Here is an 18,517-nt window from a genome sequence, read left to right as displayed (position 1 = left end):
GTTAGACGAGCTAACAACTTTACCCTCAATAAATGCGAATAAAGCAGCACTAAAAGTAAGGCAATATCATCATGAAAAGAATGACTGCCAGGCTGTTTTCGATGGCTGTCGGGCTAAATGCTGTCTCAAAAGCAGCACAAGCGTCCGCATCGAAAGAGCAGGAAACAGATGTGCTTTTAATCGGTGGTGGGATCATGAGTGCCACGTTGGGAACCTGGCTTTCAGATCTCGAACCGGATTGGTCGATTACGATGGTGGAAAGGCTGGACGCCCTGGCGCAAGAGAGCTCGAACGGCTGGAATAACGCCGGTACCGGGCATGCTGCCTTAATGGAACTTAATTACACCCCACGCAGCGCGGACGGCTCTGTCAGTATCAAAAAAGCGATAGAAATCAACGAAGCATTTCGTATTTCTCGCCAGTTCTGGGCGCACCAGGTGAAAACCGGTGTGCTACGTGAACCGCGTTCATTTATCAATACCGTGCCGCATATGAGCCTCGTCTGGGGCGACGATAACGTCAACTTCCTGCGCGCCCGCTACAAAGCGTTACAGCAATGTTCCCTGTTCCGTGGCATGCGTTATTCCGAAGATCCCGAGCAGATCAAGCAGTGGGCTCCGCTGGTGATGGAAGGGCGCGATGCGAAACAGAAAATAGCCGCCACCCGCACAGAGATCGGTACGGATGTGAACTTCGGCGAACTGACCCGCCAGATGATTGGCTCGCTGCAAAAAAAAGAGAACTTCTCTTTGCAACTGGGCAGCGAAGTGCGCGGCCTTAAGCGCAATGCCGATAACAGCTGGAGCGTGACCCTGCATAACCCGAAAAGCGGCGCTGAGCAGGTTATCAAGGCGAAGTTTATCTTTATTGGCGCGGGCGGTGCGGCGCTGAAACTTTTACAGCAGTCCGGCATTCCTGAAGCAGCAGATTACGCCGGTTTCCCGGTGGGCGGCCAGTTCCTGGTGGCGGAGAACCCGGCGGTGGTCAATCACCATTTGGCAAAAGTCTATGGTCAGGCGACGGTCGGCGCACCGCCCATGTCGGTGCCGCATATTGATACCCGTATTATTGATGGCAAACGCGTGTTGTTATTTGGGCCGTTCGCGACGTTCTCCACGCGTTTTCTGAAAAACGGATCCCTGTGGGATCTGCTGCGCTCCACCAACTCCTCTAATATTTTGCCAATGCTGACGGTCGGGATGACCAATTTCAGCCTGGTGAAATATCTGGTGAACCAGGTGCTGCAAAATGAGGACGATCGCTTCGATGCGTTGCGTGAATATTACCCGCTGGCGCAGAAAGAGGACTGGCGTTTGTGGCAGGCCGGGCAGCGCGTGCAGATAATCAAGCGCGAAGCAGGCAAGCGCGGAGTGCTGCGCCTTGGCACTGAGGTGGTGAGCGATAAAGAAGGGACGATTGCCGCACTGCTTGGTGCATCACCTGGCGCGTCAACTGCTGCACCGATTATGCTGGAACTGATGGAAAAAGTGTTCACCGAACGCTTTGCCTCAGATGCCTGGCAGGCGAAGCTGAAGGAGATAATTCCCTCTTTTGGCACCGAGCTGAATGGCAACATCGACGCCGCCGACGCAGAACTCCGTTACACCAGTGAGATCCTCGGCCTGAAATGCGACGAGTCGCTGGTGGCCGATGTCACCCCACCGGTGCAGAAACCTGCCGTGCAGCCGCATAACGACGGCGAACAGGTTGCGGATATTGCACTGTAACTTTCTTGCTTATAAATAGTCATCCCGGCTAAATGGCCGGGATTTTTTTGTCTGAAATGCGCATCAGGACTGGGATCCTAATTTTGTGAGGCAATGATGGACTGCTCGTCGCAAGAATTTTATTCGGACGCATACCTCACTGGACTCAGTTATTGCTAATCAATACGATGAGGTTTCTGAATGCGTAAAAAGGATTATACCAATGCAGAACGATAGCACTAAGCCAGAAGAAGGCACGTTGCGCCTGATGACTTTAGGCGAAATTGCCATGGCAAAACGTGTGTTTGGCGACAGTATCGTTTATAGCCATGTATGGGTTCACTGTGACAGTTATTTTCCGTTCGGTTTGCAGAGACCCGGATATGCAATGGCTCCTAACGGAGAACTCTGGTTCAGGAAAGAAGGATACAGGACGGATTTTTCTGCCAGTGATGTGCTGGATCAGAGTAAACATGTCTTCATCCATGAGTTAGGCCACGTCTGGCAACATCAGCATGGACAATGGGTCAGGACAAGAGGGCTTTTTAGTTGGGCCGCTGATTACTTCTATAAGCTTGATAAAAAAAACCTTATTGATTATCCCCTTGAACAGCAGGCATCTATTATTGCCGACTACTGGCTTCTTCTTGTTTATGGTATGAGCACCTGGTCGTTGTTTCAGAGGGAAGGGAAGCAGGGAAGATACAGAGGCGATGATAACTTTCGTGATATCCCCTATCTCTATCAAAAAATTGTTACCGGAAGAGGCTGAGTCATGAGAAAGCTACTGCTGTTATGTCCGCTAAGCCTCCTTGCAGGTTGCCCTGGCGTCGGCGATCGTTTACCAGACACTCAGAATGCTGAGGTTCGGCTCAAGGGCACTACTCCCTGTATTACCTATGCCGTTAAACCCGGCGATCATATTTCCTATGTTCAAATAGGCAGTAAGTCCGGGGAGAGTGACAGTTTTCGAAAATCACTGAATGAACAAGCATTCACTCCAGCGAGCGGTAAATGCCTTCCCACTTTCGGCTATCGCTTTGAATCAGGTAAACAATACGTAGTTTATTACAGCGTGGACAATGACAATCGGAAGAGAGAGAGGATAATTCAGGCTGATTTTGCTCTCCACGCAGATACTGGTTTTCAGGCCGAAGGGGAGTGACTAAGTTAGCAAAAAAAAGCAGCAAGTTATAAATAACTTGCTGTTTAATCTTTTTGTCGCCTTGTCCGGATTTCAACAAACAAAACGTTGGGGATTTTTTGGTCGGCACGAGAGGATTTGAACCTCCGACCCCTGACACCCCATGACAGTGCGCTACCAGGCTGCGCTACGTGCCGACATGTGGCGCTAATACTACCCGTTTCCTGGCTGATTGCAAGTGACGGGTCGCCTGAGTGATTCATAAATAATCAATCAGTTAGCGATAAAACGTTTTTCATCCGTAAGGACTTGCAACAGCAGACTCAACTGCGGTTTCTCATCGTGGATTTTATTCCCCTGCGCGTCCCAGGTCTGGTAACTGCCATTCTGATTCAGCACCAGGGTCATCTGCGGCGTGGTGATCGCCAGCGTATTGCTATTGGCGGCGGTCACCCAGTTATGGCGACGGGCGGCGGTAAACAGATCCTGACCTTGTGAATATTCATTAGCTGGCGTGCTGACGTGCAGCAGACGCTGCATTAACGTCGTCATCACATCCTGATGATCGGTCAGCTTCGCAATACGCTGCGCTGGCGTACCCGGCCAGTGCACCACCAACGGAACATGTAATTTGCTGCGTGACCAGTCGAAATTCGCCTCGTCTTTGTTCGCCGGAATACCGCGCCCGGCGGTAATAATCACCACGGTATTGTCCATTTTCCCGGAGGCGCGAAGGGCATCCAGCACGCGGGCAATCTGCGCATCAACATCGGCGGCTGCACGGCTGTACTTGCGGGTGAAGCCTGGCTGAGAGGGATCCGGTGTTGCGGTGCCGTTTAATGAGATCCACGAGAACCAGCGGTTATCTTCCTGCGCATCATGCCCCAGCCAGTTGATCCATTGATCGGCAGTTTGCTCATCGCTCTGGGTTTTGGCCGGTGGCAGCGAGAAATCAGATAGCAATGCCTGGCGATAGAGCGGGCTACTAAACCCGTCGGACGAGAACAGGCCCAGCTGGTAACCCTGCTGATTCAGGGCAGTAATCAGCGCAGCCGGAATGCGCGCCGACAGCACGCCATCCATATAGCTCGGTGAAATCCCGTAGAACAGACCGAAATAGCCATTATCTGCGTTATTGCCCGCGCTCATATGCTGCGTAAAGTTAACGTTTTGCCCGGCGAAGCTCGCCAGTTGCGGCATCTGTTTTTCGTAGCGGGAGTAATTAAGCCCGTCGACGGTAATCAACAGCACATTCTGGCCGGAACCCATATCGAGATAGCGCAGATCGCTTAACGGATATTGCACCGATACCGCTTCCGGGTTGCCCTGCTCCACCAGACGGCGCTGATAATCCTGCGCATCCAGCAGCCCGTGTTTTTCAAGAAAACGACGCGCGGTCATCGGGTAGGAAAGCGGCAGGTTGGCGCGTTGCATGGTAATCGGTCGATAGAAATTGGCGTCTGCCCAAATGTACATCACATGGGTGGCAACAAAGGCGACGAAGAAAAATGCGGCCAGCGGTTTGGCGTAGTGGCGACGGCGGGTAAGGCTGCGCAGTTTTTGCCAGCTCCAGGTCGCGAACAGCATCTCAATTAACAAAATAACCGGCACGCTGATAAACATCAGTTGCCAGTCGCGCGCCATCTCGTTCTGGTCCGGGTTAATAACCAGTTCCCAGACGATGGGGTTGAGGTGCAGGTGAAAACGGGTGAAAACTTCGCTATCAATCAGCAGCAGCGTCATACCGGCGGTGGCGAGGATCGCGGACAACACGCGCATGAGCCGCTGCGACATCACGATAAATGTCAGCGGGAACAGAATCAGCAGGTAGGTAGCGAACACCACAAAGCTGAAATGCCCGACCACGCTCAGGTAAGAGTAAATCCTGCCTGATAAGGTGGTCGGCCAGTCGGCAACAAACAGATAACGGCTACCGAGCACGATGGACAACAAAATGTTGAACAACGCAAACCAGTGCCCCCAGCTCACCATCTGGGAGACTTTTTCACGGTAGCGCTGACGATTGGTCACCATAAACTGTCGATATTTCCCTTAATGCGCTTTGTCGTCGCCAATGGACGATTGCAACGCCTGAGCGAACGACTTCGCGATTGCCTGACGCTGCGCTGGCGCGACGCTGGTATTAATCAGGTTTGTCACCATGTTACCCAGCACCATCAAAGAGAGATCGGTCGGGGCGTGGTGTTTTTCCAGCACGTTGGCTAACTCACTGAGCAGTTGTTCAACGTGTTCATCACTGTAGCGGGAGATTTGTGGCATAAATCGAAATCAGTCTGTTCATGAAAGGGCAACATCTTACCGTAGCAACAGCTTTTTTTCTGCTTTTTTATCAGCAGTTGCACAGTCGCGTTGGTGGTGGTTGAATACCGCCGGTCTAAAAGGAGAGTTTATCATGAGTCTGGACATCAACCAGATTGCCCTGCACCAGCTTATCAAGCGTGATGAGCAGACCCTTGAACTGGTGTTGCGCGATTCTTTGCTGGAACCTACCGCGCCTGTTGAAGAGATGGTGGCAGAGCTGCACCGGGTTTATAGCGCGAAAAATAAAGCCTACGGCCTGTTTAATGAAGAGAGCGAACTGGCGCAGGCGCTGCGTCTCCAGCGTCAGGGCGAAGAAGAATTCCTTGCCTTCAGCCGCGCGGCAACCGGGCGCTTACGTGATGAACTGGCGAAATATCCCTTTGCCGATGGCGGCATTGTGCTGTTTTGCCACTACCGTTACCTGGCCGTGGAGTACTTGCTGGTCGCGGTGCTGAACAACTTAAGCAGCATGCGCGTTAATGAAAATCTGGATATCAGCTCGACGCATTATCTGGATATCAATCACGCCGATATCGTCGCGCGAATTGATCTTACCGAGTGGGAAACCAACCCGGAATCTACCCGCTATCTGACCTTCCTGAAAGGGCGGGTAGGGCGTAAAGTTGCCGATTTCTTTATGGATTTCCTCGGGGCCAGCGAAGGGCTGAACGCCAAAGCGCAAAACCGGGGTTTGCTGCAAGCCGTGGATGACTTTACCGCTCAGGCAGAGCTGGATAAATCAGAGCGCCAGACGGTACGCCAGCAGGTTTATACCTACTGCAATGAACAATTGCAGGCGGGCGAAGAGATTGAACTGGCCTCGCTCTCTAAAGAGCTGGCGGGCGTTAGCGAAGTCAGTTTTGAAGCGTTCACCGCAGATCAGGGCTACGAGCTGGAAGAGAGTTTCCCGGCGGATCGCAGCACCCTGCGCCAATTGACCAAATACGCCGGAAGCGGCGGCGGTCTGACAATCAATTTCGATGCGTTGTTGCTCGGGGAGCGTATTTTCTGGGATCCGGCAACGGACACGCTGACTATCAAAGGCACGCCGCCGAACCTGCGCGACCAGCTACAGCGTCGTTTTAACGGCGGAAAATAAGCCATAAAAAAACCCCGCCGGAGCGGGGTTTCCTTCAACTTGTCAGCGATTAAGCGCGAACGAAGTCGATGTGGCTCAGTTTGGCTTTGAACGGATGACGTTGAACAGCCTGAACTTTAACTTTCACTTCTTTGCCATCAACAGCGATGGTCAGAATTTCGCTATAGAACTCAGGTTTTGCCTGCATGTTCCACAGTTTGTCGTGATCCAGTTCGATAGCGATAGGTGCTTCAGTTCCACCGTAAACGATAGCCGGGAACTTGTTAGCAATACGCAGGCGGCGGCTCGCACCCTTACCCTGCTCTTTACGTACTTCAGCGTTGATAGTAAACATTTGAATCTCTCTTAAATAATCCTGTTACAGGCGACCCAGCAACAGGCAGATGATCGGCTTTGCGGATGCAAAAGCGGGCGGTATTCTATCCCCGAATGTTCGATACATCAATCAAAAGCACGTTTAACCGCGTAATTCATGTGCCCGACGAAAACGGCCTTCATAATCGAACACTTTTTCCCGCACCTGCCAGTACTGGCCTTTCATGCGCGCAACGACAAAATCGGGATGGCGCAATAGCGCCTGCTGCGCAATGATGTCCGCCGCGACAATCCAGCGTAACGGCACACCCGGCGTACGCGTGTGCGGGCGAATAAACAGTTGTTCAAAGGCGGTGCGCTGAGCCGGTGTCTGCAAACGGAAGCGCTCACTCACATCCGCGCCATCTTCATCGTAATAGGTGATTTTCAGCCATTCGCCTTTCTCGTCGGCCCCGTGTTGCAAGGCCATGCCGCTACAGCGCAGAACCAGCGCATCTTTCAGCTTAAGCGCCGCTTTCAGCATATCGTCCGGGTCGACAAGCACCGTATCGCAACTGCGGCAGCGGCGGGCGGCAATATCGTTTTCCGCGTTGCACTGCGGGCAGTTTTTAAAGCGGAAGCGGTAATCGCACTGCTCGCGGTGGCCTTCATCATCTTCAAACCAGCCCTGGCAGCGGCGGCCAAAATGTTCAATCAGCGTGCCGTCAGCGGTGGTTTTTCCCCAGAAGGTATTGGCGAACCCGCAGCCGGGGCAGAAAACCTGCACCGGGACGTTATCACTTTTGCCTTTCGGCGCACCGATTTCTGGTGCGTAGAGGTCGTGCGGGTTGCCAGCGTAATCCAGAATCAGGCAGTCGGTTTTGCCGGGCGCCAGGCGCAGACCTCGACCAACAATTTGCTGATACAGGCTGACAGACTCGGTCGGGCGCAAAATGGCAATCAGATCGACGTGCGGCGCATCAAAACCCGTAGTCAATACCGCGACGTTCACCAGATAACGGAACTGCTGATTTTTAAAGGCTTCAATCAATGCATCACGCTGCGGGCCGGGCGTTTCTCCTGTGATTAATGCCGCGTCGTCAGCGGGCAGCAAGCCGGTGATTTCCCGCGCGTGCTCGACGGTGGCGGCAAAAATCATCACCCCTTTGCGGGTCTGCGCAAACTCAATTATCTGGCTGATAATGTGCGGCGTAATACGCTTCTGCTTCTTCAGTTCATGGTTCATGTCCGCTTCGCTGAACAAGCCATTACTTTGTGCCTGCAAGCGGCTGAAATCGTACTGCACCACTGGCATATCCAGCCGCTCCGGCGGGGTGAGATAGCCGTGCTTGATCATATAGCGCAGCGGTAATTCATAAATGCAGTCGCGAAACAGCGCTTTTTCATCGCCGCGCACCATTCCGTGATAATGAAAGCGATAGATCCAGCCTTTGCCCAGGCGAAACGGGGTCGCCGTCAGCCCGAGCAAACGGATGTGAGGGTTCACTTCGCGCAGGTGAGTGAGGATTTGCTGATACTGGCTGTCATCGTCATCGCTGATACGGTGGCACTCATCCACCACCAGCAGGGAAAACTCGCTCTGAAATTGCGCAAGGTTGCGCGCCACGGATTGCACGCTGCCGAACACCACTTTGCCGAAGCTCTGTTTACGCTTTAGCCCGGCGGCGAAAATATCCGCTTCCAGCCCCAGCGCGACATATTTCGCGTGGTTCTGCGCGACCAGCTCTTTGACATGCGCCAGCACCAGCACACGACCGCGCGCCAGCCGTGCCAGCTCGGCAATGACCAGGCTTTTCCCTGCACCGGTTGGCAGCACAATCACCGCAGGCTCGGCGTGTTGACGAAAATGGGCGAGGGTGGCATCCACCGCTTCGCGTTGATAGGGGCGTAGCGTAAAAGTCATTGTCTCGACGGGGTTACAGATTAACGGCGCTTATTATGCCACGAATCTTTCCTTTGAGCGGTTTGGGATGCTCGCTATACTGTCAGGGCATTCATTTCTTTTGCAGGCGATTTGCCCGCATCCAGCACCATACAGGCTAAAAAATTTCATGCGACTTGATAAGTTTATCGCTCAGCAACTCGGCGTAAGCCGCGCCATTGCAGGGCGTGAAATCCGCGGCAGCCGTGTTACTGTCGACGGCGATATCGTCAAAGATTCTTCATTTAAATTGCAACCTGAGCACGAGGTTGAATACGACGGCAATACCCTGGTTCAGCAAAATGGTCCGCGTTATTTTATGCTCAACAAACCGGAAGGTTACGTCTGTTCAACGGACGATCCGGATCATCCAACGGTGCTCTATTTCCTTGATGAGCCGGTAGCGTACAAGCTGCACGCCGCCGGACGGCTGGATATTGATACCACCGGGCTGGTGCTGATGACCGACGATGGTCAATGGTCGCACCGCATTACGTCGCCGCGCCATCACTGCGAAAAAACCTACCTGGTGACCCTCGAATCGCCGGTGGCGGACGACACCGGCGCGCAGTTCGCCCATGGCGTGCAGTTACATAATGAAAAAGATCTCACTAAACCCGCGGTACTGGAGGTGATTACCCCCACGCAGGTGCGCCTGACCATTAGCGAAGGGCGTTATCACCAGGTAAAACGCATGTTTGCTGCCGTCGGTAATCATGTCGTCGCACTGCACCGCGAGCGCATTGGCGCGATTACGCTGGATGAAGATCTGGCGCCGGGCGAATACCGTCCGCTTACCGAAGATGAAATTGCCAGTGTTGGCATGCCCGTTCGTTAATTTCAGGAGACTTTCGTGACCAGCAGGCCACACTCATCATTGAGTATTGTGTTTATTCTTGGCCTGTTGGCCATGTTAATGCCGCTCTCTATTGATATGTATCTGCCCGCGTTGCCGGTGATTGCCGGCCAGTTTGGCGTACCGGCGGGCAGCGCGCAGATGACGCTCAGCACTTATATTCTGGGCTTCGCGCTGGGACAGTTGCTTTACGGGCCAATGGCCGACAGCATCGGGCGTAAGCCGGTCATTCTTGGCGGCACGTTGATTTTCGCCGCTGCCGCCGTGGCCTGTGCGCTGGCGCAGAGTATCGAGCAATTAATCACCATGCGCTTTTTCCACGGCCTTGCCGCCGCGGCTGCAAGTGTAGTGATTAACGCCCTGATGCGCGATATCTACCCGCGAGAAGAGTTTTCGCGCATGATGTCGTTTGTGATGCTGGTCACCACCATTGCGCCGCTGCTGGCGCCGATGATCGGTGGCGCGGTGCTGGTCTGGTTTAACTGGCATGCAATTTTCTGGATCCTGGCGATTGCCGCGCTGCTGGCATCGGTGATGATTGCCGTGTTTATCCGCGAAACGCTGCCGGTCGAAAAGCGGCAGAAATTCCGTATCCGTACCACGCTCGGCAACTTTGCCTCGCTGTTTCGCCATAAACGCGTGCTCAGCTATATGCTGGCGAGCGGCTTCAGCTTTGCAGGGATGTTCTCATTCCTCAGCGCCGGGCCGTTTGTTTATATCGAAATTAACCACGTCTCGCCGCAGGACTTTGGTTACTACTTCGCGCTGAATATCGTGTTCCTGTTTGTGATGACCATCATTAATGGCCGCTTTGTGCGCCGGGTCGGGGCGCTGAACATGTTCCGCAGTGGGCTGTGGATCCAGTTCGCAATGGCGCTGTGGATGGTGGTGACCGCGCTGCTGGATGTCGGTTTCTGGGCGCTGGTTGTCGGCGTGGCGGCGTTTGTCGGCTGCGTTTCGCTTGTGGCCTCCAACGCGATGGCCGTTATTCTCGACGAGTTTCCGCATATGGCGGGTACGGCGTCATCGCTGGCGGGCACCTTCCGTTTCGGTATTGGGGCCATTGTTGGTGCGCTGTTGTCGCTGGCGACATTCAACTCCGCCTGGCCGATGATTTGGTCAATCACCTTCTGCGCGACCTGCTCCATTCTTTTCTATCTCTACGCCAGCCGGGCAAAAAAACCGGCATAACCCGCCTGAACAGGGAGCGAAAACGCTCCCTTCTTTGATACATGTCAACCTGAAACCACTTACCTTCAGACATGTTTGTTTATTTTATGTAAAATCTCTTGGTGTAAAAAGTCACACTATTGTAGTGAAAAAAGTTGAGTTAGATCGCAGAAACGGGTACATATAGCCGAAAAGTTGGCTTGCCCTCGCTCCCATAAGACCCTGATAAATGAGCGGCTAGCCCACACGCTACGCGGGATGTGACCTTTTCTACGTGACTGGCAGGATGATTTGTCAATAGTGTGTTAATATAAGTGTGAAATATTTGTGAAGTAAACGTGCTTCTGGGGAAAGAAAGTGAATACATTACAGCTCTCAATCATCCATCGTTTGCCCCAGTGCTATCGCTGGCTCGATGGTTTTGCAGGCGCGAAAGTTGAACCGATTCCGCAAAATGGTCAATCTGCGGAAGATGCGCTGGTGGCGTTGAAACTGTTAAGCCCGGACGGCGAAAAAGCCTGGCCGGTGATGCATACACTTAGCCAGGCGCTTAGCGATATCGAAGTGGATTGTTCCGTTGTGGAGTGCGAAGGGGAACCGTGCCTGTTCGTTAACCGCCAGGATGAGTTCGCCGCCACCTGCCGCCTGAAAAACTTTGGCGTTGCTATCGCAGAGCCCTTTTCGAACTACAACCCTTTCTGAACCTCAGCTCAGCGCCAGAAGCTGGCGTGTATACGCCTGCTGAGGTTCGTCAAAGACACGCCGACACTCTCCCTGTTCCACCACTTCGCCCTCTTTCAGCACAATTACCTGATGGCACAAGGTGCGCACCACGTGCAAATCATGGCTGATAAAAATATAGGCCAGCCGGTACGTCTGCTGGAGTGACTTCAGCAAGGCGAGGATTTGCGCCTGCACTGTCCTGTCTAAAGATGAGGTCGGTTCATCCAGAATAATCAGCTCCGGTTTGAGGATCAGCGCCCGCGCAATGGCAATACGCTGACGCTGGCCACCGGAAAACTCGCCGGGATAGCGCCGCCGCGTCTGTGCATCCAGACCTACTTCCTGCATGACTTCGATAACGCGCTGCTCGCGAGCCTCGCGCGAAAGTTCGGGATGATGCACCCGCAAACCCTCTTCGATAATTTGTTGCACGTTCAGCCGCGGGTTCAGCGCCGAGTTCGGATCCTGAAACACCACCTGAATGCGATGGCGCACCGGCAGCATCTGCTTGCGGTTCCACAGATGCAGCGGTTTCCCGTCGAACAAAATGGTGCCCTGCGAGCGTATCAGGCGCAGCAGGGCCAGGCCGGTGGTGCTTTTGCCGGAACCGGACTCGCCCACCAGCCCGAGCGTTTCCCCCGGATGCAGGGTGAAATTGATATTTTTCACGACCTGATTGTGGTCAACCACGCGCTTAAACACCCCTTTGCGTACCGGGAAGCTGACGCCGAGGTTTTCCACCTGCAACAGCGGCTGGCTGGCGGGCGACAGCGTAACGGGGTCGCCGTGGGGTTCGCTGTTAATCAGCTTTTTCGTGTAAGGATGCGCCGGGGCGCTGAACAGCGCCGGGGCACGGTTTTGCTCCACGCACTGGCCGTTTTGCATTACCGCCACGTTATCTGCCAGCTTGCGCACAATGCTTAAATCATGGGTGATAAACAGCAAACCCATATTCAGCTCATCGCGTAATTCACGCAGCAGGGTGAGGATCTGCGCCTGCACCGACACATCCAGCGCGGTGGTGGGTTCGTCTGCAATCAGCAGCTCCGGGCGGGTCAGCAACGCCATCGCAATCATCACGCGCTGGCGCTCGCCGCCGGAAAGCTGGTGCGGGAAATCGCTCAACCGGTTGCGGGCATTACGGATGCCGACGCGATCCAGGCAATCGAGCATCTCGGCCCGCGCGGCTTCCCGGCGCATTCCCCGGTGCAGGGAGAGCACTTCATAAAGTTGCTTTTCCAGCGTATGCAGCGGGTTTAGGGAAACCATCGGCTCCTGGAAAATCATGGCAATTTTATTGCCGCGCACGCCGCGCAGGGTGCGTTCACTGGCATGGAGCAGGGATTCGCCGTGAAAGCGAATATCGCCGGACGGATACACCACCGGCGGCGAGGGGAGTAAACGCAGAATAGATAACGCGCTGACGCTTTTGCCGGAACCGGATTCGCCGACCAGCGCCAGGGTTTCACCGGCCTCTACGCGCAGCGATAAATCCTGCACCACGGTGCGTAACGCACCTTGCTGGCGAAAAGCGATGGTTAATGAATCAACTGTTAACAGAGGAGCGCTCATCTTATACCGCCTTATTCGGATCAAACGCGTCGCGCACAGCTTCGCCGATAAATATCAATAACGAGAGCAGCAGGGCGGTGGAGACAAACGCGGCGATCCCTAACCACGGCGCCTGCAAATTATTTTTCCCCTGTAACAGCAGCTCGCCAAGAGAAGGAGAGCCGAGCGGCAAGCCGAAACCGAGAAAATCGAGCGAAGTCAGGGTGCTCACCGAGCCGCTAAGGATAAACGGCAGAAATGTCAGCGTCGCCACCATTGCGTTCGGCAACATATGACGCAGCATAATGCCGCGATCGCCGACGCCCATCGCCTGGGCGGCGCGAATGTAGTCGAAATTGCGCGTGCGCAGAAATTCGGCGCGCACCACGCTGACCAGTGTCATCCAGCCGAACAGCACGGTAATGCCGAGCAGCCACCAGAAATCGGGCTGGATCACGCTGGACAGCAGAATAATCAAAAACAGCGTCGGTAAGCCGGACCACACCTCAATAAAGCGCTGCCCCAACAGGTCGATTTTACCGCCGTAATAACCCTGCACCGCACCGGCCAGAATACCAATCACGCTGGATAACAGGGTGAGCATCAGGCCGAACAACAACGAAATCCGCGTGCCGTACAGAATACGCGCCAGCACATCGCCGCCGTTGGCATCGGTGCCAAGCCAGTTTTGCGCCGACGGCGGGGAAGGGAACGGCTCCGTGGTGGCGTAATTAATGCTGCGCGCGCCGAAACGTACCGGCGCCCATAGCACCCAGCCATGCTCTTTTAGCTGCTGTTGCAGCCACGGATCCTGGTAATCGGCAGGGGTGCCAAGCGGGCCGCCGAAATCGCTCTCGCTGTAATTTTTCACTACCGGCGCGAACCACCGATCCTGATAGCGCACCAGCAACGGTTTGTCGTTCGCCACCAGTTCGGCACACAGGCTAAGCACAAAAATCAGCAGGAAAATCCACAACGACCAGTATCCACGGCGGTTGTGGCGAAACCGCGCCCAGCGCGCCTGGTTAACGTAGCTAAGTTGAAACATCAGCGCCCCTCGAAATCGATACGCGGATCCACCAGCGTATAGCTGATATCGCTGAGGATATTCAGCAGCAGGCCGATCAGAGAGAAAATATAGAGCGTGCCAAACATCACCGGGTAATCCCGCGAGACGGTCGCTTCGTAGCCCAACAGGCCAAGGCCGTTGAGGGAAAAAATCACTTCAATCATCAGCGAGCCGGTAAAAAACATGCTGATAAAGGTGGCCGGAAAACCGGCAATCACCAGCAGCATCGCATTACGAAACACATGCTTGCGCATAATGTTGCGCTCGCTCACCCCTTTGGCGCGCGCGGTGACCACGTATTGTTTGCGGATCTCATCAAGAAACGAGTTCTTGGTCAGCATAGTCAGCGCGGCAAAACCGCCAATCACCGTCGCCAGCACCGGCAGGGTGATATGCCACAAATAATCAGTTACCTGCTTGTACCACGGCAGGGTATCGAAATGGGTCGAAACCAGCCCGCGTAACGGGAAGAAGTCGTAATAACTGCCCCCGGCGAAAAAGATAATCAGCAAAATGGCGAATAAGAACGGGGGAATGGCGTAGCCGATAATGATCAGCGCGCTGCTCCAGATATCAAAGCGGCTGCCGTTATACACTGCTTTGCGTATACCGAGCGGGATCGACACCAGATAGGTAATCAGCGTGCCCCACAGCCCAATGGTTATCGACACCGGCAGGCTGTCTTTAATCAGTTGCAATACCGACGCGCTGCGAAACAGGCTGTCGCCAAAATCGAAGCGTACATAGTCCCACAGCATGGTGAAATAGCGCTGATACATCGGCTTATCAAAACCGTAGCGCTGTTTAATCTCTTCAATGACTTGCGGATCCAGACCGCGCCCACCGCGATAATGGCTTTGGTTACTCAGCACATCGCCCACGCCAGTGCGGGCATGCGTTGCGCCCATGTCGCCACCGCCGCTACCGGGCAGATTCCCCTGATCGCCAAACTCAATCGCGGCGATGGCCTGATCGACCGGCCCGCCAGGCGCGATTTGCACAATAAAAAAGTTGATGGTGATAATGGCCCAAATGGTGGGGATTATCAGCAATAAGCGGCGAATAAGATACGCGCCCATCCCGTCTCCTTAACGTCTGGCGGCGGGCAATTTTGCCGCCTTGTTTACGTCATACCACCAGGTATCAAACCCAAGCGAGTAGACGGGGCGAATGCCGGGCATGGAGAACTTGTCCCAGTATGCGAGGCGATCGGCCGCCATATACCACATTGGCAGCATGTAATAGTTCCACGTCAGCACGCGATCCAGCGCGCGCCCAAGCGGCAACAGTTTCTCTTTATTTCCCTGCCAGCGGTTAATCTGCGCGATGAGATTATCCACGGCGGGGTTTTTGACTCCCGGCGCGTTATAGGAGGAGTCGATATATTCAGAACTCCAGGCGATTTGCAGATCGCCGCTCGGCCACGGCTGCGCCCGCCACAGGCGCGGCATCATATCGTAGTCGCGGCTGCGCATCCGGTTGGTGGCCTGCGAGTTATCCACCTGGCGGATCTCCATGGTGATGCCAAGGCGGGCAAGATTATGCTGAAACGGCAGCACCCACTGGGTATTACCACCGGAAGGCAACAGCAGTTCAAAGACAAAAGGTTTCCCGGTTTTGGCATTCACGCGCTGCTGGTTTTTCAGCACCCAGCCCGCGTCGACCAGCAGTTTATCCGCCTTCAACAGGTTTTCCCGATCGTAACCATCGCCTTTCGAGACGGCAGGGGAGTAAATGGACGTGAACACTTCCGGCGGCAGTTGCGCTTTCAGCGGGGCCAGCAGCGTTAACTCATCCGCATCGGGATAGTTACGCGCGGCGTATTCAGTATTCTGGAAATAGCTATTGGCCCGGCTGTACGCGCCGTAAAACAGGGCTTTATTCATCCATTCAAAATCAAACACCCGCGAGACGGCTTCACGCACCCGCCGATCGCTGAACACCGGGCGCTGAGTATTGAACGCCAGCCAGCGCGTGTCCTGCGCCGAGGTGTTGGGCTGTTCATCTTTGACGATATAACCCTGTTTGAAGTTGCTCCCGATATAGCGCGTGGCCCAGTTTTTGGCGTCTGCTTCGCTACGCAGATCGTAAGCGCCGGCTTTAAAGGCTTCGAAAGCGACATTGTCGTCGAGATAGTAGTCATAGCGAATGTTGTCGAAATTCCAGCGACCCCGGTTTACCGGCAGGTTAGCGGCCCAGTAATCCCGCACGCGGGTATAGGCAATATATTGCCCCATCCGCCAGGTGCTGATGCGATAAGGCCCGCTGCCGAGCGGCGGGCGACCAAGCGGATCGCTGAGTTTATGATCTTTCCAGAACTTCTGCGGCATCACCGGCAGCGTCAGCAGGCTGAGCATATCCTCTTTGCCCGGCTTCGCCAGTTCGATACGCACGGTGAGCGGGGAAATGGCTTTTACCGTGGTGCCTTTATAGACCAGGCGAAATTGCGGCACGCCTTCGGTCATAAATTTGCCAAAGGTGAAGGCGACGTCACTGGCGCGAATCGGCGAACCATCGTGAAACGTCGCGCGGGGATTGAGGGTTATCTCCATCCATGAATAATCATCAGCGTAGCGCGCCATTTCGGCGATCAGCGGGTAATAACTGCCGGGTTCATCGTCGGAGGTGGTAAACAGCGCGTCGTAAAGGGATTCAGTGCGTACCGCCGCATTACCGCGCAGGGCAAAGCGGTTGAAGTTATCAAATGTGCCAATCACCGACAGCGTGACATTGCCGCCTTTTGGCGCGGCGGGGTTTACATAATCGAAATGGGAAAAGTTGACGGCATATTTAGGTTCGCCAATAACGGCAAATGAGCCACTTTCTTTGATGGTCTGAGCCTGACAAGCCAGGCCGATAAACGCCAATAATAGAGCCGAAATGCGCGCAAACTTCATTCGCTGTGTCCCTTTGACCCGCAACGCGACAGGCGCGTTAACATTTATCGTTGAATAATAAGGGAGCCCCGGCCGGTTGTGAAATTTTTCAGCCTAAAGCTTTGCAGCAAACGATGGCGGCTGCCAGTCGACAAACTGCGCAAGCGTCATTGGGCGGCTGAAATAATAGCCCTGCAAATAGTGCACGCCATGCTCGCGCAGCCATCTGGCCTGTTCCGGCGTTTCAACCCCTTCCGCCACCGTAAGCATATTGAGACGTTTTGCCAGCGTCAGCACCGCATCAAGCACTGGCGAGGTGACGGTTTCGGTGCCGATGGCATTTACAAAACCGCGATCGATTTTTAAAAAGTCGAGGGTAAAGCGTTCCAGGTAAATCAGTGCGCTGTGGCCTGTACCAAAATCGTCAATGGCTATTTCAAACCCTTCGTCATGCAGCCACTGAAACACCGCTGAAACTTCGTTGTGACGCAACATATCCCGCTCGGTTATCTCCAGCACAAGGCTGAAATGGTGCGGCGGCAGTGCGTGGGCGAACTGGCGAATATCCTCTTTGAAACTCGCGGCATGCAGATGACCCGGTGCGATATTCACGCCCATCTTCGATCCTGCCGGTAACAGGGTTTGTAACACCGGCGCGTCGCGGGCAATCAATTTAAACAGATGCAGCGTCAACGGCACGATCAGTTGCTGTGCTTCGGCAAAATGAATAAAGGCATCGGGCGGGATTTCGCCGGCGGTCGGGTGTTTCCAGCGCATCAGGACTTCGAGGCCCGTGACTTTCAACTCTGCTGCACTCACGACCGGCTGATAGACGACGTAAAATTGGTCGCGCTTTATGCCGGTCAGAATCGCTTTGCCGGGGCGCAGGTGGGTAGAAAAAATCCAGGCACTCAGCAAGCCCGCCAGCATGCCAACAGTTGCGCCCAGCAGCACGGCAAATTGCACATCTTGCGGTCGCCATTTTTGCGCGTAGAGGTAAAGGGTAACGGGCGAACCTTCAACCTTCTGTGTCAGGTAAGGTGTTTGCTCAAGGTTGCTCAGAATAACGGTGCCGGTGGCGAAGGTGGTGAGTGCGCGGTCGCCAATCCCCAGTGCAATTCCTGTCAGGTCAGGAAGTTGTGAAGAGGAGAGCATGTAAGGCGCGAGAGTGATGTTCAGCGAAGCAAAAACGCCCCGGTTATCCAGCAGCGGGCTGCGAAACCACAGCGCGATAGCGGGGCTGTCGGGCTGCATCGGCGTACCAGATAAAATCACCATGTCGGTCGATTTATTTAAATCAATATCCGGCACCAGCGCCTTCATGGATTCATCCATTTCACCGGTCGCCGAAGAGCAATAGGCTTTCTCATCTTTCACCAGCAGAAAGGCACGAATATTGGCGCTGAACGCGGCTTTTGCCGTCAGTTCGCTGGCGACATCGTGACAGGGGTTTAACGTGAGCGGCTGTAAGGATTCGGCCGTAGCGCGAACGTCATTAAAATAACGGGAAAATGATGCCTGGATGCTAGTGAGTAGCGCATCGTATTTGGCTTCACGATTTTTTTGCTCAAGCCTGAACTGGATCCCACCTACTAACAGTGCTGAAAGCAAACCCGCAATAAGGCTTATCAGCAAAACTTTTCGGCGAAAGGAAACGTTGCGGGTGAACATGTTGCTGGACCCATTTCAGATATTCATGGAGGCGCGCATGGGAAGCGGCCAGGGTTTGGGGACTATAACCCGGAAAGTGTCGTATAGCATATTG

16 protein-coding genes and 1 tRNA gene are annotated in these 18,517 nt (G+C 54.3%); 7 read left to right on the top strand and 10 right to left on the bottom strand.

Features of this window, described 5'->3' with window-relative positions; translation table 11 throughout:
* Positions 1 to 71 precede the first annotated feature (71 nt).
* From mqo to Q5705_04385, 3 genes are all read left to right on the top strand, one after another.
* The gene (gene mqo, locus Q5705_04395) at positions 72 to 1,727 is read left to right on the top strand and encodes a malate dehydrogenase (quinone) (GenBank protein WLI77804.1); all 1,656 of its coding nucleotides are present in this window, start codon (positions 72 to 74) and stop codon (positions 1,725 to 1,727) included.
* 202 nt (positions 1,728 to 1,929) lie between these two features.
* A complete protein-coding gene (locus Q5705_04390; protein WLI77803.1) occupies positions 1,930 to 2,478 on the top strand; it encodes a type IV secretion protein Rhs in 549 nt (182 codons plus the stop codon).
* Positions 2,479 to 2,481: 3 nt separating this feature from the next.
* Positions 2,482 to 2,871, top strand: coding sequence for a hypothetical protein (locus Q5705_04385; protein ID WLI77802.1), 390 nt, complete (start codon positions 2,482 to 2,484; stop codon positions 2,869 to 2,871).
* A 99-nt stretch (positions 2,872 to 2,970) separates the two neighbouring features.
* Here the strand turns inward: Q5705_04385 and Q5705_04380 are convergent.
* From Q5705_04380 to Q5705_04370, 3 genes are all read right to left on the bottom strand, one after another.
* A tRNA-Pro gene (locus Q5705_04380) sits at positions 2,971 to 3,047 on the bottom strand.
* A gap of 76 nt (positions 3,048 to 3,123) precedes the next feature.
* Positions 3,124 to 4,884 (bottom strand): LPS biosynthesis-modulating metalloenzyme YejM, encoded by a 1,761-nt coding sequence (gene yejM, locus Q5705_04375; protein ID WLI77801.1) that lies wholly within the window; start codon positions 4,882 to 4,884, stop codon positions 3,124 to 3,126.
* Between the two features lie 18 nt (positions 4,885 to 4,902).
* Positions 4,903 to 5,130 (bottom strand): YejL family protein, encoded by a 228-nt coding sequence (locus Q5705_04370; GenBank protein WLI77800.1) that lies wholly within the window; start codon positions 5,128 to 5,130, stop codon positions 4,903 to 4,905.
* Between the two features lie 133 nt (positions 5,131 to 5,263).
* Between Q5705_04370 and yejK the strand changes: the two genes are divergently transcribed.
* Positions 5,264 to 6,271: a nucleoid-associated protein YejK gene (gene yejK / locus Q5705_04365; GenBank protein ID WLI77799.1), complete on the top strand. Its 1,008-nt coding sequence runs from the start codon at positions 5,264 to 5,266 to the stop codon at positions 6,269 to 6,271.
* Between the two features lie 49 nt (positions 6,272 to 6,320).
* Here yejK and rplY read toward each other — a convergent pair whose 3' ends face one another.
* Together rplY and Q5705_04355 are read right to left on the bottom strand one after the other, a co-directional pair.
* Positions 6,321 to 6,605 carry a 50S ribosomal protein L25 gene (gene rplY, locus Q5705_04360; GenBank protein WLI77798.1) on the bottom strand — a complete coding sequence of 95 codons (285 nt, stop codon included), beginning with the start codon at positions 6,603 to 6,605 and terminating at the stop codon, positions 6,321 to 6,323.
* Positions 6,606 to 6,728: 123 nt separating this feature from the next.
* Positions 6,729 to 8,489, bottom strand: a complete 1,761-nt coding sequence (locus Q5705_04355; GenBank protein ID WLI77797.1) for a DEAD/DEAH box helicase — start codon at positions 8,487 to 8,489, stop codon at positions 6,729 to 6,731.
* A gap of 148 nt (positions 8,490 to 8,637) precedes the next feature.
* On the opposite strand from Q5705_04355, the gene rsuA reads away from it, so the two are divergent.
* The 3 genes from rsuA to Q5705_04340 all read left to right on the top strand — a co-directional run bounded on the left by rsuA (position 8,638) and on the right by Q5705_04340 (position 11,235).
* Positions 8,638 to 9,345 carry a 16S rRNA pseudouridine(516) synthase RsuA gene (gene rsuA, locus Q5705_04350; GenBank protein ID WLI77796.1) on the top strand — a complete coding sequence of 236 codons (708 nt, stop codon included), beginning with the start codon at positions 8,638 to 8,640 and terminating at the stop codon, positions 9,343 to 9,345.
* A gap of 15 nt (positions 9,346 to 9,360) precedes the next feature.
* On the top strand, positions 9,361 to 10,554 hold the full coding sequence (locus Q5705_04345; protein ID WLI77795.1) for a Bcr/CflA family multidrug efflux MFS transporter: 1,194 nt from the start codon (positions 9,361 to 9,363) through the stop codon (positions 10,552 to 10,554).
* Positions 10,555 to 10,890: 336 nt separating this feature from the next.
* Positions 10,891 to 11,235 (top strand): YejG family protein, encoded by a 345-nt coding sequence (locus tag Q5705_04340; GenBank protein WLI77794.1) that lies wholly within the window; start codon positions 10,891 to 10,893, stop codon positions 11,233 to 11,235.
* 3 nt (positions 11,236 to 11,238) lie between these two features.
* Here the strand turns inward: Q5705_04340 and yejF are convergent, their stop codons facing one another.
* The 5 genes from yejF to Q5705_04315 form a co-directional block, all read right to left on the bottom strand.
* Positions 11,239 to 12,828 carry a microcin C ABC transporter ATP-binding protein YejF gene (gene yejF, locus Q5705_04335; GenBank protein WLI77793.1) on the bottom strand — a complete coding sequence of 530 codons (1,590 nt, stop codon included), beginning with the start codon at positions 12,826 to 12,828 and terminating at the stop codon, positions 11,239 to 11,241.
* Between the two features lies 1 nt (position 12,829).
* Positions 12,830 to 13,855: a microcin C ABC transporter permease gene (locus Q5705_04330; GenBank protein WLI77792.1), complete on the bottom strand. Its 1,026-nt coding sequence runs from the start codon at positions 13,853 to 13,855 to the stop codon at positions 12,830 to 12,832.
* Positions 13,855 to 14,955, bottom strand: a complete 1,101-nt coding sequence (locus tag Q5705_04325; protein ID WLI77791.1) for a microcin C ABC transporter permease YejB — start codon at positions 14,953 to 14,955, stop codon at positions 13,855 to 13,857. The genes Q5705_04330 and Q5705_04325 overlap by 1 nt, the downstream gene beginning before the upstream one ends.
* 9 nt (positions 14,956 to 14,964) lie before the next feature.
* A complete protein-coding gene (locus tag Q5705_04320) occupies positions 14,965 to 16,773 on the bottom strand; it encodes an extracellular solute-binding protein (protein ID WLI77790.1) in 1,809 nt (602 codons plus the stop codon).
* Positions 16,774 to 16,866: 93 nt separating this feature from the next.
* Positions 16,867 to 18,423, bottom strand: a complete 1,557-nt coding sequence (locus Q5705_04315; protein ID WLI77789.1) for a cyclic di-GMP phosphodiesterase — start codon at positions 18,421 to 18,423, stop codon at positions 16,867 to 16,869.
* Positions 18,424 to 18,517: the final 94 nt, after the last annotated feature.

It is taken from the genome of Kosakonia sp. H02, assembly GCA_030704225.1.
Taxonomy (GTDB): domain Bacteria; phylum Pseudomonadota; class Gammaproteobacteria; order Enterobacterales; family Enterobacteriaceae; genus Kosakonia.
The sequence above is the reverse complement of the archived record's forward strand: the minus strand, read 5'-3'. Positions and strand labels throughout refer to the sequence as shown.